Below are 16,588 nucleotides of genomic sequence, written 5' to 3'. Positions count from 1 at the left end.
TCATCTGCGCGAGCACAAGAAGGAGAGCCTGAGGGCCTTGGCCGCCTGAGCACCGTCATGTGTCCGCCGCTCCGCTAAACACGGGAGCTGCGCGGCGGACACGCCGACGTCACCGCAATGCCACGCCATTTTGCAGAACTTGACGCACACAACTGAAATCAGCGGCGGTTCGTACCTCACAGGCGTGCGCGGCTTTGCCTGTTCAAGATGTGGGCACGGCTCGGATCTGAACCGGTAGGCTGGAGCACGGAGCCGGCCCCGACGGGCCCTCGGGCTGGGCTCCGGGAACTGTCCTGTCCCTTGGCACTGGAACCCTGATTTCGGGCCAGTCCAACTGGCGGTTGCTAGACGTATAGCAACTCATGCGCCTAAGTTTGCCTACGGCCCGCGCGCACCTGGCAAGCCCGCCCACCCTAGTCCCCCGCTTGGTGCAACAGCGCCCGTTCCGCCCCGCCGCACCTAACCGTGCGGCGGGCTTTTTTTCACGCGGTGGAACACCGGCGCGCAGGGAAGTTCGGGGCATGCCGCATACCCTTCGCCTCACAGTATTGCTGCCGGATCGCTTGCCCTGATCGGCCCACGTCGCCGATCGACAAAGGTTCATTATGGAGCGACAACGCTCGCTAGGGCTTCCCGATGATGGGAGTCATGCTCGGTCCTTTCTCGGCAGGGAGCGGGCAACAAGCCGAAGGCGTTCATAAAGAGTCCAGAACTGCTCGTGCTGAGTTCGGCGATCGTCATAGTTATATGTTTAAGATTCCAAAGGTCAGACAGAGACGGCTGCCGCGCATCCGGTGATTTTCGGGACCTAATGAAGTATCGGCGTTACCTACGCGGGCGGCAACTGGATGGGACTGCGCGGGAGAGCGGGCCAGCTTGGTTCGTCGGCCGTTGGTAGGACGTGCTCAAGCGGCGTTAATCTTCATCTCTGCGCCGAGCACCATCTTTGTCACGGCGGCGAAGTCGAGCTTCCCGGAGCCGAGGACGGGCACTTTCGCAACGACGCGCACTCCGGCGGGCACCATCAGGTCCATGGCGCCGTTGGCCTTAGCGAAGGCCAGGAATTCGGCACGCGTGGCGTTGACGGCCTCGGTGATGAGGATCAGCTTTTCGCCCTTGCGCGCATCTGGCACGGCGGCGACCGCCGAGAGCGAGCCTTTCCACAATTCGCCCGCCAGCGCCTCGACGGCGGCCATCGAGATCATCTCGCCACCGATCTTGGCAAAGCGCTTGGCGCGGCCTCGAATGGTGATGAAGCCGACATCGTCGACGGCGACGACGTCGCCGGTGTCATGCCAGCCGTCTTCGAGCGGTTCGAGCACGCCCGGCTTCTCGGCGCGCAGATAGCCTGCCATGACGTTGGGCCCACGCACGAACAGCCGTCCGCCATCCTCGACGCCAGGCACCGGATCCAGGCGATACTCCATACCCGGCATGATTTTGCCGACGCTGCCGGACCGGTTGTACATCGGCGTGTTGATGGAGATCACCGGCGCGGTTTCGGTCACGCCGTAGCCTTCGAGGATGCGCAGGCCGAACTTTTCCATATAGATCGCGCGCGTCGAAGGCTTGACCGGTTCCGCGCCGGCAAAGCAGTAGCGCACTGACCGGAAGTCGTAGGGGTGTGCGGTGCGGGCATAGCCGGCAAGGAACGTATCGGTGCCGAAGATGATCGTTGCGTTCGAGGCGTAAACCAACTCCGGCACGATGCGGTAGTGCAGCGGCGAGGGGTAGAAATAGACCGGCACGCCCGAGATCAGCGGCAGCACCGTGCCCGCCGTCATGCCGAAGGAATGGAAGATCGGCAGCACATTGAAGACCTTGTCGCCCGAGTGGAAGTCGATACGCGAGGCGGCCTGGGCGGCATTGGCCAGGATGTTGCGGTGGGTGAGCACCACGCCCTTGGGCGTGCCTTCGGACCCCGAGGTGAACAGGATCACCGCCGGATCTTCAGACTTGCGGGCGACCCGGGGTGCGCTCTTGCGCAGAAGGCCGAGCAGCTTGTGCCTGAGGCCAATGGTGGCCCGCAGATCATCGAGCCAGACGATGTCGACCGATCGGCCGAGTTCCTCGACCACGGCGCCGAGTTTCGCTTGTTCGACAAAGGCGCGCGAGGTCAGCACGGTGCGCACCTCGGCGGCTTTGCAAGCGGAGAGGATGTTAGCTGCCCCGGCAGTGAAGTTCATCATCGCCGGAACCTTGCCGGCCGACATAACGCCGAGCAGCGTCGCACAGGCGCCATTAGCGTTGGGCAGCATGATGCCGAGCGTCTGCTGGCCGGCATAGAGTTTCTTGAATTTCTCGCCAAGCACGGCGGCGGCTGTCAGCAGCTTGCCGTAACTCAGCGAACCGGTGACCGGGTCCTGAACGGCCAGTTGCTTCATGCCGCGTTCGTTCGCCGTCTGGATGATCTTCTCCAGCACAGTCTTGTCGATGTCCTGGGTGCGGAAGACGAGGTCCGACATGACCTGGTAGAGGGCAGCGCCCGCCGCGGCGCGGCGCTTCCGGCCCTTCAGATCCTGCAGTACTTCAAGTTTGACGGGCTCCAGAATGGTCACCTTGACCTTCGGGAACAGCCGGCGGCGAATATGCAGCGAGGTCAGCCGCGAAAAATAGCTCTTCTCCAGCCCGTCGATGCGCACGGGCACGACCATCGAGCCGGTCTTGTCGGCCACCATGGCGGCGCCGTCATAGACCTTCATGAGGCCGCCGGTGACGGTGATCCGCCCTTCGGGGAAGATGACCAGCGGATCGCCGCCTTGCACGATCTTGATCAGCGTGCGGGTCGACATCGGCTTGGCTGGATTGAGCGGCAGCGCACGGGCGAGCTTGAGGAAAGGCTTCATCCACCAGGCCTGGGCGATAGTGTGGTCGATGGCAAAGACGGGCTCTTCCTCGGTCAGCGTCAGGGCCAGCGGACCGTCGAGGAAACTGACATGGTTGAGCGCCAGGATGGGTGCCGGGCCGGCCGCCTTGAGGTTTTCCAGCCCCTCCACCTCCAGACGATGGAAGGCTCGGAACAGAATGGAAACGAAATCGCGGAAGGCGTTTGTCGGAAGGTATCTCAGCATCAGCCAGGCGGCGACCACGTTGAGTGCGGCGAGGCCGAACAGGATACCTCCAGTGGAGACGCCCGCTGCTTGAATCGCGGCGACAAGTATGCCGCCCACCGTCATGAAGCCTGCATTGACGATGCTCACGGCGGCGACGACGCGAGCGCGGCTGGCTTCGGGCGCCCAGGCTTGCACTGCGGCGAAGGTCGGCACGACAAGAAAGGCGCTGGCAATAGCCATGCCGGCAAGGTCGATCGCAACATGGACCGTGTTTGGCCCGGCGAAGAATATTGCGAGCGTTTCGGCCCTGGGCGAGGGCTGCATGCTCCAGATGGTCCAGGCCAGGTCCAAGCCGAATAGTGCCATCAACGCCGTGCCAACCGGGGCTGGCAAGAGCACGATGCGGCCCTGCGACATCCATGCGGCTATGGCAGAGCCAATCGCGATCGAGACGGCGAACACCGCGAGATAGGCGGTGACAGCGATTTCTCCGCCACCGAGCGAATCCTTGACCAACGTAGGCAGGATCGAAAGGACAATGGCCCCGATAAGCCAGAACCACGACGTCATCAGTCCGGCGCGCCAGATCCGCTTGTCGGCACGCAAGCCGTTGACCTGTCGCCACGTCGAGCGAAAGATGTTCCGGTCTATAACGAGGTCGGGTGCAGCAGAACCGGTTGACGGAATGTATCGGCTGACAAACCAGCAACCGATGGCGAGGATCATCATCATCGGCCCGAAGACCGAGACGCCTATGCCATCGGCCGAGACGACGCCTCCGGCGATAGTGCCGCCGAGGATGGCGGCGAAGGTTGCCGATTCGATCCAGGCATTGGCGCGGGGCAATTCCTTGCGCTCGAGATGATCCGGCAGGATGCCGTACTTGATCGGTCCGAACAGTGCCGAGATGATGCCGAACATGAGCAACGCCATCATCAGCACCGGGATCGACGACAGCGCGATCCCAACGACAGCGACAGCCGCAGCGGCGATCTCGGTGAATTTCAGCCGACGGGCGATGAGCGCCTTGTCGAACCGGTCGGCGATCTCGCCACCAAGGGCGGACAGGAGCAGGAAAGGAGCCATGAAGACGGCACCCGCCAGGGTGACCAGTGATGCCGCCTGGTCCGCCGCCAGGGTGAACAGAATAAGGAAAACCAGCGTGTTCTTGAGGAAATTGTCGTTGAAGGCGGACAGGAACTGCGTCCAGAAGAGAGGCGCAAAACGCCGTGAAGTCATCAGATGACTGTTCGTGGGGTTGTTCGTGAGGATTTCCATAGCGGCGACTTCCATTGGGCAGACCGTTGAAGATCCTGGTCGGATCGATCCGCGGTCTTGCGCGGTTTGAGCCTTTTTGTAGTGGGAACCCGATTACGCTTCGTTACTGCGGTTCACATTGATCAGCAGCTTTCGGTGTTGCCGGTTGATGAAGCGGCTTGCCTCTTCCGCGTCTCGCGGTGTCTTGGTGATGGTTCGAGGTATCCACGAGCCTGGTCGCGGCCATCGGGCAGAACCCCTTGGCGGCTATGCTTGCCCCATGAAATTGATGCGGCCGTCATCATCCAGGCGGCGATAGCGAAAGTGGGCGTGGTCAACGTTTGCAGGCGCTTGAACCCTTGGGAGCATAGCTGTTGGAGGTCATCGATATTGTCTTTTGGTTTCAGGGTGAGGTTGCGCCGGCGTTGGTCTGTTTCCGGGTTCGATACAATCAGCCGGTCTTGCGACAGTCTTTCGCAGCCGGTCGAGGACGGCGTCAGTGAGCCGGCTCGCTTCATCGGCATGAGCGGTGACGGCATACGTCATCAAAGCAATAAGACTGCCCGCATCCTCACCCCGTCGTTTGGTCGAAAGTAAGGTGGGACAATCAGAGTGCGCAAACTTGTCATTACTGATACTGCGCTTCACCCCAGCTTTTAGCGTGCGCCCTTCGGCATATGCGTGGTTCACCATTCCTTCACTTTATTAGCGCACGTTCATATGCGGACATGTTGGTGTAGCTTGTACGTGCCCAAAGCCCCGGCGCATCGACCCAGCGCTGGGGCTTTTTTTGTCCGCCTGGTTCCGCGTGTTCCCCAGACAGGGGCGTGAACTGCGCAGTCGCCCTTGAAGGTGAGTTCGCCGCTGTGGTGGTCCTCTTGCATCGACCAAGCTCAAGGCGAGGCCATCGACTTGAGCCTAGCTGTGCGTGTTTCGACATTTCGACGTCGCGGTGTCGGATTATTTGCATGCAAACCAGTTTTACGACGCTATCCTCCCATCCTCAACGGACCATTCTGGGAGGAATGCATGGCTGCGCATGAGCAACATGCCGTTGAAATTGTTAGGGACAAAGAGTGGTCGGTTCGCGTGACGGTCAACGGCACCACCACCACGGTCCCTTTTACATCTGAGAGCTACGCGCGTTCGTTTGCAGACGGGCAGGCGTTCCGACTGGGCGTTCAGGTCGCGGAGATCAAGAAGGCGGCCTAGCTGCGCGCTTGGCCAAGGCCGCATGGCGATTGAAGCCCGAGTGACCAAAGTCGGTCGAAAAAGCGGCAACGCTTACGGTCTGCCACGCGCGGCAAGTGACCAAGTAGCCTCACTCGCTCATCGCATGAAGCACGTCGTGCTTGATGATCTCGATGCTGCGCAGATTGAGCAGGCGGATGACGCCTTTGTCCTTCAGCCGGGTGAAAACCCGCGACACGGTTTCGATGGTGAGGCCGAGATAATCGCCGATATCCATGCGCGACATCGGCAGTTCGACCTGTCGCAAGCCGCCCTGCCGCTCCGCCATGTCGACCAGGAACGCGGCGACGCGTTCGATGGCATTCTGACGGCCGAGAACCAAGAGATGTTCCTGCGCTCTCGTCAGGCCCTTGAGAGCCAACGGCAGCAGCTGACGGGAGAGATCCGCACCAGTGGCAAAGCGGAAGACGCGGACACCCACGGCGTTGATGGCTTCGGCGAAAAAATGATGGGTGGTGTCGGCTTCGAAACCGAATGTCTCTCCGGCCAGATGGAAGGCACTTATCTGCCTGCGACCGTCCGCAAGCAGGCGGTAAACACGCACGGCGCCAAACTCGACCTGATAGAAGGCTCCGGCCTTTTCACCTTGCGCATAGATTTCCGAACCGCAGCGAAAGAAGCTGACCGGCTGTAGCAGTGTCGGATCGAATGCCGTAGGCAGGCTCGACTGTAAGCCGTGCGACGGCAGTGAAATTCTGGAGCTCGATTGGGCGTGCATGGCTGTTTCCCGGTTGATCCGTAGCACAGCAATCGCGCGAATCAGCAGGTCGCGAAATTCGGTTCTATCCCTACGGGAAACTACCTAGTGCTTGGCTGGGAAAGCGGTGAAGGCCGGCAGCGTGCCTACGCGGCGCCCGCCTTCTCGGGAACTTGCGCATGCTTCTGCCGACTTGTGCCGCATTGAAATTGTCGGAGCACGCAATCATCAGCGTCGGTCGACAGCCGTCATACTGGCACACTGGCAACGGAAACGCGGTTTCGACAGGTCGGCAACCGGGCCGAAATCCGCCGCCTGCAATCGCGACTGAAATCACGGGTGAGGATGCAGGAGTGGGCAAACGAAAGCCAGATCGCCAAGATCGGAATCAGAGCCGTCGACATCATCGACGTCGACATGGCTCGCATTCAGATGATCTTCCCGGCTAAGCCCGACGAGGCGACCGGTGGGCGCTGAAGCCAACGGCTTTCGCTGGTCGCCGTCGTCGCAAGGCACTTGGCAGGCCATCTTAACGAGGCCCGGACGATGGTGGACGAACGGGTGATGAAAGCCATCACCGCCGAGGACGCCTCGTGAGCCGCGCCGAAAGGGATCGCAATTCTTCGAAGTTATGGAGTTTTTCGGGAATGGCGATCCTTTCTTGGGTGGCGAGGCCGAGGGACAATTGATTGAACAGTTCGCGAGATGCCGACCCGCGCAGTCGCGCCAGCTATGCTCTGGCTGCAACGCATCCAACGTTACCATCCATCCTGACATGAACGCGCCGGCAGTCATGCTACTGTGGAAGCGCAGCTGGCCGATCCTACGACATCGTTCTGGCAGCCTGCCATGACGTGAAGAGGAGAGTTCACCATGTCCAGGATGAATCGCCGCGCCTTGCTTCTCAACGCCGCCAGCGCCGTTGTCGCCTCGACGGTTGCGGCATCGGCTTTCGCCACAAAGCCGCGACGGGAGGACCGGGAACCGTCCCGCGATCTGCGGGCGCTGATCAATGCGCACAAGGCAGCGTACGCGGCATTCGGCAAGGCGATCCACGAAATGGGCGGCAGTAACCGCGACCACGACAGAGCCAGCCGGGCTGAGGAAAGGGCGCTGCTGGCTGTATGCGCCTATCCTGCGGTCAGGGAAGGTGATCGCCGGTCCAAGGCCCGATATCTTTTGAAGATCGAGGCGCGCGGTGAGCTCGACTTGGCAGAGCATATGCAAGCTCTTCTCCGCTCGACGATGGGGGAGGGATAGGACCGGGATTGCGTGTCCTGCTTCTCGTCGATGGCATTCGTGTGCAGCTAGAACCAGGCGTCGAGCCAGTTGCCTATGCCTCGCTCGATAGCATATTGCGAGCGGCATAGAGTTCGCCAATGAAGTCGGTGATCAAGGTCGAATTGATGCCGTCCGGCGGGCGCAGGAGTAGCGCGCGGAAATTGACGGCTGGCTCGAATGGCCTGGCCAAAATACCGCCGATCATGCCGTCCGCAATGACGGAGGGATTGACCAAGCCGATTCCCATGCCCTTCGCTGCAAGGATAGCGATGGTCAGGCCGTAGGGCGTTTCGATCAGGATGCGCGGCCGTACCCCATGCGCGGCCAGGATCTTGTCCATCGCGAGCCGAGCCGTATCTTCCGGCGACAATGCCAGGAAGGCCTCGTCGGCGAGATCGGCCGGCGTGATTATCTGCTTCCGCGCCAGCCGGTGGTTCGTCGGCATTACACAGACGGCGCGCGGCGTGGTGAAGATGCTGTGCAGCACGCCGCTGGTATCGACCTCGTCGGCCGCGAGCCCGATATCGAAACTGCCAGAGGCCACCAGGTCGCGCACGATATTGGAGGTGCGGACCTGATAGCTGATTCGCACCTGCGGATGCCGGCGTGAGAACGCTACGATGGCGCGCGGCACCAGCCCATGCCCGAGTGCCGACAGGCAGGCGACGCGGATGGTACCGGTTCCGACCTCCTTGATCTGGGCCGCCCGCAGCTTGAGCCGGTCGAGCCCGACCAGGTTGGCCTTTACCTCGGCATGGAACAACTCCCCTTCGCGTGTCGGCACCAGCCTGCCACGAATGCGGTCGAAAAGCCTGAAGCCGAGTTCGGCCTCTAGCTTGGCTAGCGAACGGCTGATGGCCGGCTGCGAGGTATCCAGCAGCGCGGCCGCCGCGCCGGCACCGCGCGTGATCATGATCGCGTTGAAGACATCGATGTCGCGCAGGTTCATAGTCAGCCCATATCAAAAGCGAATTAACTTTATCGCTGCGGTCATAGATGGCAATGGGTGAGCCGGCTAAGCTGCGCCTATGAACCGACGCGATGACACTTCACATGTCCATCCTCCCAAGCGCTCGGAGGAACCGTTCCAGGCGGTGGCGATGCCGGTCGAGCGAGCCTCGACCGTGGTCTTTGACGATCTGGAATCGTTCGAGCTTCGCGTCGAGCGTCTGTACGACGGGTTCAGCTACGGACTTTACGGCACACCGACCAGCCGGCAGCTCGAAGATCATATCGCCGTGTTGGAATGCGGATCGCGGGCTCTCGTCGTCCCGTCGGGCATGGCGGCCATGACGCTGGCGACCATGGCTGTCTGCCGTGGCGGCGAAAGCGTTCTGATCCCGGAGACGCTCTATGGCCCGGCGCGCGACATGGCCGAGCGTTTTCTCGGCCCACTCGGGATCGAGGCGGTTTCCTACGATCCACGGCTGGACGCAAGTATCGCGGCCATGATCGACGGCAGAACGCGGCTGGTCTGGGCAGAATCGCCTGGCTCAGCCACCTTCGAAGTTCAGGATGTGCCAGCCATCACGGCCGCGGCCCACAAGGCCGGCGCGCTCGTTGCGGCCGACAACACCTGGGCCTCGCATCTGCTGTTCAAGCCGCTCGCTCATGGCGTCGACATCTCGATGCAGGCGCTTTCCAAACACGCCGGCGGCCACGGCGACCTCTTGATGGGCTCGCTCGCAGTGCATGACCATGCCCTGTTCCGGCGCCTGAAGGATACAGCGCGTTTCCTTGGCTATGGCGTCTCGCCCGAGGATTGCGCGCTGTGCGAGCGCGGCCTGATGACGATGCCGGTTCGCATGCGCCACGCCGACGGTACAGCGCGCAAGATTGTCGCCTGGCTGTCGGGGCGCCCGGAAGTCGCGCAGATCTTGCATCCTGCGGAGCCTGGCCATCCCGGCCACGCGGTCTGGAAGCGTGACTTCGCCGGATCGGCGGGCGTGTTCTCCTTCGTGCTGCGGCCGGAACTGGCGCCACTGCAATCCGATGTTCTGCGCAGCCTGCGGCTGTTCAGGCTCGGCGCAAGCTGGGGCGGCGTGCATTCGCTGATTGCCGTCAGCGATCCCCGCAAGGGCCGCGCCAGCCTCGACTGGCTGAAGCCCGGCCCGGTCTGGCGCCTGTCGATCGGCCTTGAGGCGCTCGAAGATCTTCTGGCCGACCTTTCTCAGGCCTTCGAACTTTTTGCTGAAGCCCGGCGCAACGGAACCGCCGCGGCCGACGTCAACGCCGCAGAATGACGACAACTCAACGACAAGGGGAATGATTATGAAACATCAAGGTCTGAAATGGCTCACGGGTCTGGCGATAGGATTGGCCAGCCTGACTACGGGCGCCGTGGACGCCAGCGCGCAGGCGGTAATCAACAAGATCAAGGAGCGCGGCTATGTCAGCTGCGGCGCCAGCCAGGGCGTGCCCGGTCTATCCCGGCCGGACGAGAAGGGGTATTATCGCGGGTTCGATTCCGACATCTGCCGCACTTTCGCGGTCGCCATCCTCGGCGACAGAGACAAGATCCGTTACGTGCCCCTTAACGCAGGCCAGCGTTTTGCTGCGCTACAGACTGGGGAAATCGACGTTCTGTCGCGCACATCCACCATCACCTACAGTCGTGATACGGTTGTCCGCTTCGTCTGGATCAATCTCTACGACACGGACGGCATGCTCGTGCGCAAGGCCGATAACATCACCGAGCCCAAACTGCTGGACGGAAAGACCGTCTGCCTGCAAGGCGGTGGCAGCCTGACCGAGAAAGCGATCGAGGAAACCGAGGAAGAGTTCGGGATCGCGATGGAGAAAGTCTATTACGACTCGACCGTTCAAGCGCGCGACGCCTTCTTTGGCGGCCGCTGCGATTCCTACGTCACCGACGGCACCGCGGCAGCAGGACAGCGTGCCTCGGTGGCCAAGAACCCGGACGACTACGACATCATCCGGGTCGGCAGGGCCGCCGAACCCAATGGAGTCGCGGTCGCCCGGGGTGACGATCAGCTTTTCGACGTCGTGCGTTGGACACTCAATGCGCTGTTCTGGGCCGAGGCCAACGGCATCACCTCGCAAAACGTCGATGAAAAGCTTGCCTCGGGCAGTCCGGAAGTCAAACGCGTGCTGGGTGAGGAGCCCGGTTTCGGCAAGCCGCTCGGATTGGACGACAAGTGGGCCTACAACGTCATCAAACAAATGGGCAACTACGCCGAGATCTGGGATCGCAATCTCGGCAAGGACAGCCCGCTGAAGGTCGAGCGCGGCCTGAACGCGTTGTGGAAGGACGGCGGCCTCAACTATCCTTTCCCTTGGGATTGAGCTGCATGAAGGGGACGCGCCCGCCGTTCCCTTTCCCTGCCAACGCCGCGAACCGTCGAGGTCGAAATGCTGAGCGACGCCAGGACCAGATCGATCATCATCCAGTGTGCCCTGGTGGCCGTGGCTGCCGCCTTCGCTGCCCTGCTCGTCAGCACGACTTTCGCCAATCTCAGGGCACGCGGCATACCGATCGGCTTCGATTTCCTGACGATGCCGTCAAGGATCGTCATCTCCGAAGCAATCCTCACTTACAAGTCGCGCGACCCCTATTACTGGGCGATCGCGACCGGGCTCGCCAATACGGTCTTCATCTCCGCGCTCGTCATCGTCTTTTCATCCGCGCTCGGCCTCGTCGTCGGCATCACCCGGCTGAGCAGCAATCCCCTGGCGGCGGGCACCTGCCGCGTATGGGTGGAGGTTGCACGCAATTCACCGCCGATCGTGCTTCTGATCTTTCTCTACTCGCTGTGGTGGAAGGTGCTGCCGCCGGTCGGCGAAGCGCTCAATCCGCTGCCAGGCGTTTACGCCTCCATGCGCGGCTTTGTGGTGCCGGCCGTCAGCATGGACGTCGCCACCGCGGGAATGCTCGTCATTGCTCTCGCCCTGGCACTGGCGGCCGCTGGCTGGGCGGCGGCGAGAAGAGGATGGCTGCCACCGCTGACCGCGCCGGCGATCCTCGCGGTTGGCATTGCCGGGCTCTGGCTTGCCGATGCGAAGTTCTCCGTCGACTGGCCGACCTTCACTGGGTCGAACTTCAAAGGCGGCAAGGACCTGACGCCCGAGCTCAGCACCATCCTCATCGGGCTGACCATCTACACCACCGGCTTCGTCGCCGAGATCGTGCGTGGGGGCGTGCTTTCGGTCGGCCGCGGTCAGTGGGATGCAGGTCATTCGCTCGGCCTGCCACGCGGCAAAATATTGCGTCTGATCATCATTCCGCAGATGCTGCGGGTGATCGTCCCGCCGCTCAACAGCCAATACATCAACGTCGTCAAGAATTCGACGCTGGCGATCGCGGTCGGCTATCCGGACTTCCTTGCGGTTATGAACACCATCATCAGCAAGTCCAGCCATTCGATCGAGGGCGTATTCATCATCCTCGGCGTCTATCTCGCCCTCAACCTGAGCCTCTCGAGCGCGGCCAATTGGTACAACCGTCGCATCGCCATCGTGGAGCGCTGAACCATGAAGGCCCTGTCTCTTCCCCTTCCGGCCGAGCCAATGCCAGGACAGATCCGCTTCGGCGCTTTGCGGCGGTCAGCCATGCTCCTGTTCGGCACGCCACTCAATGCCGTCCTGACGCTGTTGTTCGGCGTTCTGCTCGTCGCCACGGTACCGCCGATGCTGCGCTGGCTGGTAATCGACGCCGTGCTGTTCGACCCCAGTCCACGCGCGTGCCGGGTGGCCGCCGGAGCGTGCTGGAGCTTCATCTACGCCAAGTCCGGGCAGTTGCTGTTCGGCATCTATCCGCTCGACGAACGCTGGCGCCCCGCCATCGTCTGCGTGCTTATCCTGGCGCTGCTTGCCTGGTCGGTGCGGCCCGCCAGCTGGGCGCCGCGGCTGGCAGCGCTCTGGATGGCGGCGCTCGTGTTGATCTTCTGGCTGATGGCCGGCGGTTTCGGCCTAGCCGAGGTTCCGACCTCGTCCTGGGGCGGCCTGCCGGTGACACTCATCCTCACCGTCGTTGCGATCGGCGTCGCCTTCCCCGTCGGCATCCTCCTGGCGCTGGCCAGGCGCTCGACCATGCCCATCATACGCATCGGCGCTGTGGTCCTGATAGAATCGGTGCGCGGACTACCGCTCTTGTCCATCCTGTTCGTGGCATCGATCATGATGCCGCTGTTCCTGCCCGAGGCCCTCTTGCCTGACAAGTTCGTGCGCGCGCTGGTCGCCCTCACCATCTTCGCCGCGGCTTATCTCGCCGAGGTGATCCGCGGCGGCCTGCAGGCCATTCCGAATGGCCAGTACGAGGCCGCGGCTGCGGTTGGCCTGCCCTTCTGGCGCACTCAATATCTGGTGATCCTGCCGCAGGCGATCCGGGTGGCGATCCCGGCGCTGGCCAACACGATCATCGTCATGATCAAGAACACCAGCCTTGTCCTGGTGGTCGGCCTGTTCGACCTGATCAGCTCCGGTAAAGCGGCGCTGGCCGACCCGGACTGGCCATCGCCAGCGGCCGAGACGTTCCTGTTTATCGGGGCGATCTTCTTCGCACTCTCATTCTCATTCGCCCGCTTCGCCGACTTCCTGGAGCGGCGCGGCCCAGCCGCTCACTAGGAAATGTTGTGATGTTGTCGTCCGCCGCCAAGCGCGTTCCGCCCATGACCGATCCCAATGATCCGCCGGCAATCGAAATGACCGGGATGAACAAGTGGTACGGGAACTTCCATGTGCTGAAGGACATCGACTTGACAGTCCTTCGCGGCGAAAAGCTGGTGATCTGCGGGCCCTCGGGCTCGGGCAAGTCGACCATGATCCGTTGCATCAACCGGCTGGAGGAGCACCAGCAGGGACAGATCGTCGTCGACGGCGTCGAACTCACCAATGATTTGAAGAAGATAGACCTAATTCGCCGCGACATCGGCATGGTGTTCCAGCATTTCAACCTGTTCCCGCACCTGACCATTCTGGAGAACCTGACGCTGGCGCCGATCTGGGTGCGCAGGATGCGGCGCGCACAAGCCGAGCAGACCGCCATGCATTATCTGGAACGGGTGAAGATTCCGGACCAGGCGCACAAATATCCCGGCCAGCTTTCAGGCGGTCAGCAGCAGCGGGTTGCGATCGCGCGTGCGCTCTGTATGAGCCCGAAAATCATGCTCTTCGACGAGCCGACGTCGGCACTCGATCCGGAAATGGTCAAAGAAGTGCTCGACACGATGGTCGCGCTGGCTGGGGATGGCATGACCATGCTGTGTGTCACGCACGAGATGGGATTTGCCCGCCAGGTCGCCGACCGCGTCGTCTTCATGGACCAGGGCGAGATCGTTGAGATGAACACGCCCTCGGAATTCTTCTCGCATCCGCGTCACCGGCGCAGCAAACTGTTCCTTGCCCAGATCCTGACTAGCTCGATCGCATAGAGAGAGTTCATCAGCTACGGATCAATGAGCCACCTCTCCGAGATCCCGCACCAAAATGCCCGTGGCAGCGGACCGGCAATGGATCGCCCGCCCTTTGACCATGCCCTGGCAATCTCGAGCACATCTAGAGCCTGGCTCGGCCCGGCAGAACTCACTTCGAGCGAAATTGGAGAAAGCGTGTGGCGTGTTTCACCTGCCTTTCGCCGGGAACAATTTGATGTCGCAAAGTGTTCCCGCGTGAAGAAGGCGAAGGACCGTGAACATGCGCGCAGTCATCATTGGCGCAGGAATCGCCGGACTTGCAGTTGCCAAGGGACTGCGACTCCTCGGATGGGAGACCGAGATTTACGAGCAGGCGAGCGAACTAAAGCCTCTGGGTGCGGGCCTCAGTCTTAGCGCTAATGCGCTTCGTGCCCTTCGTGTGCTCGGGCTCTACGAAGCGGTTGTTGCCGAGGCGCAGCCGATACACAGACTCGATCTTCTCGACGACGAAGGACAAGTCCTTCAATCGACGGATTTTCAGCGCTTCAGCCAGCGATATGGTCACCTCAGTATGGCCGTGCTGCACCGCGGCGATCTCCATCGGGCGCTTCTTACGGAGCTGCCGCGCTCTGTTATTCGCACCGACATGGAATGCGTGGATGCCCGCCAGGTCGGCGAGAAAATCGTCCTGCACTTCGCGGATGGGGAGATAGTGGAAAGCGAGCTGGTGCTCGCTTGCGATGGCATTCACTCCGCTGTTCGTAGGGCATTCTTTCCAGAGTCGCGCGAGCATTTCGCCAGCTACGCCTGCTGGCGCGCCATCTCGCCCGGTCTCCCCCAGGGAATGGACCCTGCGCGTCTTACCGAGAGCTGGGGGGCCGGCAAACGCATCGGGCTGGCCGCGATTCCCGGCGAAAGGGTCTACTGGTTTGCGTGCTGCGGGGCCGAGCGCCTACACGACCCCAAGCTGGCTCAGGCCGATCTTGCCGGAGTGAAGGCGATGTTTTCCGGCTTTCACGATCCCGTCCCTGAGGTCCTCGATCGGACACCGGCGGACTCGCTGATCTGGACGGATATACTTGATCTCGATCCGATACCCTCGTTTACGCGCGGAAATGCGGTTTTGCTTGGCGACGCCGCGCATGCCGTGACACCCGATCTAGGGCAAGGAGCTGGACTTGCCATGGAAGACGCGGCAGTTCTTACAGCGTTGTTCGGACGGCTTCCGGCCGACGAGGCCCTCCGCGAATATGACAAGCGCCGCCTCGACAGGGCACGTAGGGTCGCGGCTGAATCACGCCTCTATGCCAAAGTCGCGCAATGGCAGAACCCGCTTGTCGTCCCTCTTCGCAACTTCCTGGTAAAGAGCATACCGGAGCGTTTCATGGATCAGCAGCTCGACGCGGTTCTCGATGTCACGTTTGAACCCGTGAGGTCCGTCGCCTAACGCGGCGATTTGGCGGCAGCACGTCGCCCGGGCAGTCTTCGGCATGGGCCGCCTGATCCCTGCCTAATGGTCCTGACAGGCTCGCGCAGTTTTTCCGGATGCTCTTGACCTTCCAGCAGCTGGAAAGAGTATCTCTCTCGTATCAAATACGAGGAGACACGAATGAACATCGGAGCTGCCTCCGAAAAGTCCGGGCTGCCGCCGAAGACGATTCGTTTGCTGTTGCCTTCGCTGCGGCGACGATCCTTCCGTCGCAGTCGGAGGCCGCCCTTGCGGGACTCCCTCTCGCCGGCAATGCTGATTTTTCTCGCCAGCATGGGCAACGTCCTGGGTTCTGCGGCAAACTGGGGGCTTGGTCGAGGGATTGAACGCTTGCGGGATAGGCCCTGGTTTCCCCTGCGTCCTGCGACGCTCAACCGCGCAACGAACTGGTATTGCCGTTATGGAAGATGGTCGCTCTTGTTGAGCAGGATGCGATCATCGGCGATCCGCTGAGCGTGGTCGCTGGGGTTTTGCGCGAGCCGCTATGGAGCTTTGTCGTAATCGTCGCTCTCGCGAAGGTCTCGCGTTATTTGGTTGTTGCCGGAGCGGTGCTGAGCCTGACGTAAAACCGAAATCGCGGACATCGCAGCGCGGTTGCGTTCATTTGGGCATGAGCCATAAACAGGCCATACAAATATGTATGAAAAATATTGTGGCGCATGGCGGCTTCGAGCCATACCGTTCTTGCAACGATCCTCACTTTTGGTTGCACTGCAGCAAACTGGTTGAAGGCGGCCTTGACAAATCAGCCGAACAATTGTGGGAAGGGCCGATGAGGACTGTTGGTCGAATCGCGATCCTAGGAAGCGTACCGCTCCGCGCTCTGCTGGCGGTCGTATTCCTGGTCATGTCGGCGCTTCAGCCTGGTCTATTCGCCACAGCCAATGCCACGGGTTTTCACGCCAGCGCGGATCTGCAAGCCGAGACACCTGCACACGACATGAGCCATCACGGCGCCACGGTGAATGAGGCGGATACGTCGGAGCATCAGCACGGCGACAAGCAATCCGCCGACAAGAGCTGTGAAGTGCATTGCGCGCCGGCACATGCGGTGCCAGTCGATTGTCCCGAGTTGGAGCATGTGATCTCCCGCTGCTTTGCGCCCGTCATTGCGGTCACTTTGCCGCTCGGCGAATATAAAGCGCTGATTAGACCCCCAAGATACATCTGAACTGACGCCTCTTTTGAG

General features: G+C 61.7%; 13 protein-coding genes and 1 pseudogene. 11 read left to right on the top strand and 3 right to left on the bottom strand.

Annotated features, from left to right (window positions below; all coding sequences use genetic code 11):
• Window positions 1–905 precede the first annotated feature (905 nt).
• Window positions 906–4,292, bottom strand: a complete 3,387-nt coding sequence (locus NKJ32_RS29640; RefSeq protein ID WP_352829696.1) for an acyl-[ACP]--phospholipid O-acyltransferase — start codon at window positions 4,290–4,292, stop codon at window positions 906–908.
• A 1,047-nt stretch (window positions 4,293–5,339) separates the two neighbouring features.
• Here NKJ32_RS29640 and NKJ32_RS29635 point away from each other — a divergent pair.
• Complete coding sequence (locus tag NKJ32_RS29635; RefSeq protein WP_352464053.1) at window positions 5,340–5,522, top strand: hypothetical protein; 183 nt, start codon at window positions 5,340–5,342, stop codon at window positions 5,520–5,522.
• Window positions 5,523–5,631: 109 nt separating this feature from the next.
• On the opposite strand, the gene NKJ32_RS29630 is transcribed toward NKJ32_RS29635, so the two are convergent.
• Entirely contained in the window at window positions 5,632–6,279 is a 648-nt protein-coding gene (locus NKJ32_RS29630; protein WP_352637941.1) for a helix-turn-helix domain-containing protein, read from the bottom strand.
• 324 nt (window positions 6,280–6,603) lie between these two features.
• Between NKJ32_RS29630 and NKJ32_RS29625 the strand changes: the two genes are divergently transcribed.
• Together NKJ32_RS29625 and NKJ32_RS29620 are read left to right on the top strand one after the other, a co-directional pair.
• Complete coding sequence (locus NKJ32_RS29625; protein WP_352786768.1) at window positions 6,604–6,735, top strand: hypothetical protein; 132 nt, start codon at window positions 6,604–6,606, stop codon at window positions 6,733–6,735.
• A 396-nt stretch (window positions 6,736–7,131) separates the two neighbouring features.
• Window positions 7,132–7,518 (top strand): hypothetical protein, encoded by a 387-nt coding sequence (locus tag NKJ32_RS29620; protein ID WP_352579053.1) that lies wholly within the window; start codon window positions 7,132–7,134, stop codon window positions 7,516–7,518.
• 73 nt (window positions 7,519–7,591) lie between these two features.
• Here NKJ32_RS29620 and NKJ32_RS29615 read toward each other — a convergent pair whose 3' ends face one another.
• The gene (locus tag NKJ32_RS29615; RefSeq protein ID WP_352592692.1) at window positions 7,592–8,488 is read right to left on the bottom strand and encodes a LysR family transcriptional regulator; all 897 of its coding nucleotides are present in this window, start codon (window positions 8,486–8,488) and stop codon (window positions 7,592–7,594) included.
• Between the two features lie 79 nt (window positions 8,489–8,567).
• Here NKJ32_RS29615 and NKJ32_RS29610 point away from each other — a divergent pair, with 79 nt between their 5' ends.
• The 8 genes and pseudogenes from NKJ32_RS29610 (at window position 8,568) to NKJ32_RS29575 (ending at window position 16,570) form a co-directional block, all read left to right on the top strand.
• On the top strand, window positions 8,568–9,782 hold the full coding sequence (locus NKJ32_RS29610) for a trans-sulfuration enzyme family protein (protein WP_352455524.1): 1,215 nt from the start codon (window positions 8,568–8,570) through the stop codon (window positions 9,780–9,782).
• Window positions 9,727–10,845 (top strand): transporter substrate-binding domain-containing protein, encoded by a 1,119-nt coding sequence (locus tag NKJ32_RS29605; protein WP_352455525.1) that lies wholly within the window; start codon window positions 9,727–9,729, stop codon window positions 10,843–10,845. Before NKJ32_RS29610 ends, NKJ32_RS29605 begins: the two co-directional genes overlap by 56 nt.
• 66 nt (window positions 10,846–10,911) lie before the next feature.
• Window positions 10,912–12,027, top strand: a complete 1,116-nt coding sequence (locus NKJ32_RS29600) for an amino acid ABC transporter permease (RefSeq protein WP_352596278.1) — start codon at window positions 10,912–10,914, stop codon at window positions 12,025–12,027.
• 3 nt (window positions 12,028–12,030) lie between these two features.
• The gene (locus tag NKJ32_RS29595) at window positions 12,031–13,122 is read left to right on the top strand and encodes an amino acid ABC transporter permease (RefSeq protein ID WP_352825007.1); all 1,092 of its coding nucleotides are present in this window, start codon (window positions 12,031–12,033) and stop codon (window positions 13,120–13,122) included.
• 11 nt (window positions 13,123–13,133) lie between these two features.
• Window positions 13,134–13,928, top strand: a complete 795-nt coding sequence (locus NKJ32_RS29590; protein ID WP_352623456.1) for an amino acid ABC transporter ATP-binding protein — start codon at window positions 13,134–13,136, stop codon at window positions 13,926–13,928.
• Between the two features lie 262 nt (window positions 13,929–14,190).
• Window positions 14,191–15,357 carry an FAD-dependent monooxygenase gene (locus NKJ32_RS29585; protein ID WP_352596194.1) on the top strand — a complete coding sequence of 389 codons (1,167 nt, stop codon included), beginning with the start codon at window positions 14,191–14,193 and terminating at the stop codon, window positions 15,355–15,357.
• A gap of 242 nt (window positions 15,358–15,599) precedes the next feature.
• Window positions 15,600–15,965: pseudogene (locus tag NKJ32_RS29580) on the top strand (YqaA family protein).
• A 74-nt stretch (window positions 15,966–16,039) separates the two neighbouring features.
• The gene (locus NKJ32_RS29575; RefSeq protein WP_352596197.1) at window positions 16,040–16,570 is read left to right on the top strand and encodes a hypothetical protein; all 531 of its coding nucleotides are present in this window, start codon (window positions 16,040–16,042) and stop codon (window positions 16,568–16,570) included.
• The last annotated feature ends 18 nt before the right edge of the window (window positions 16,571–16,588 follow it).

The sequence above is a fragment of the Mesorhizobium sp. M0159 genome (assembly GCF_040322295.1).
GTDB lineage: Bacteria > Pseudomonadota > Alphaproteobacteria > Rhizobiales > Rhizobiaceae > Mesorhizobium.
The sequence above is the reverse complement of the archived record's forward strand: the minus strand, read 5'-3'. Positions and strand labels throughout refer to the sequence as shown.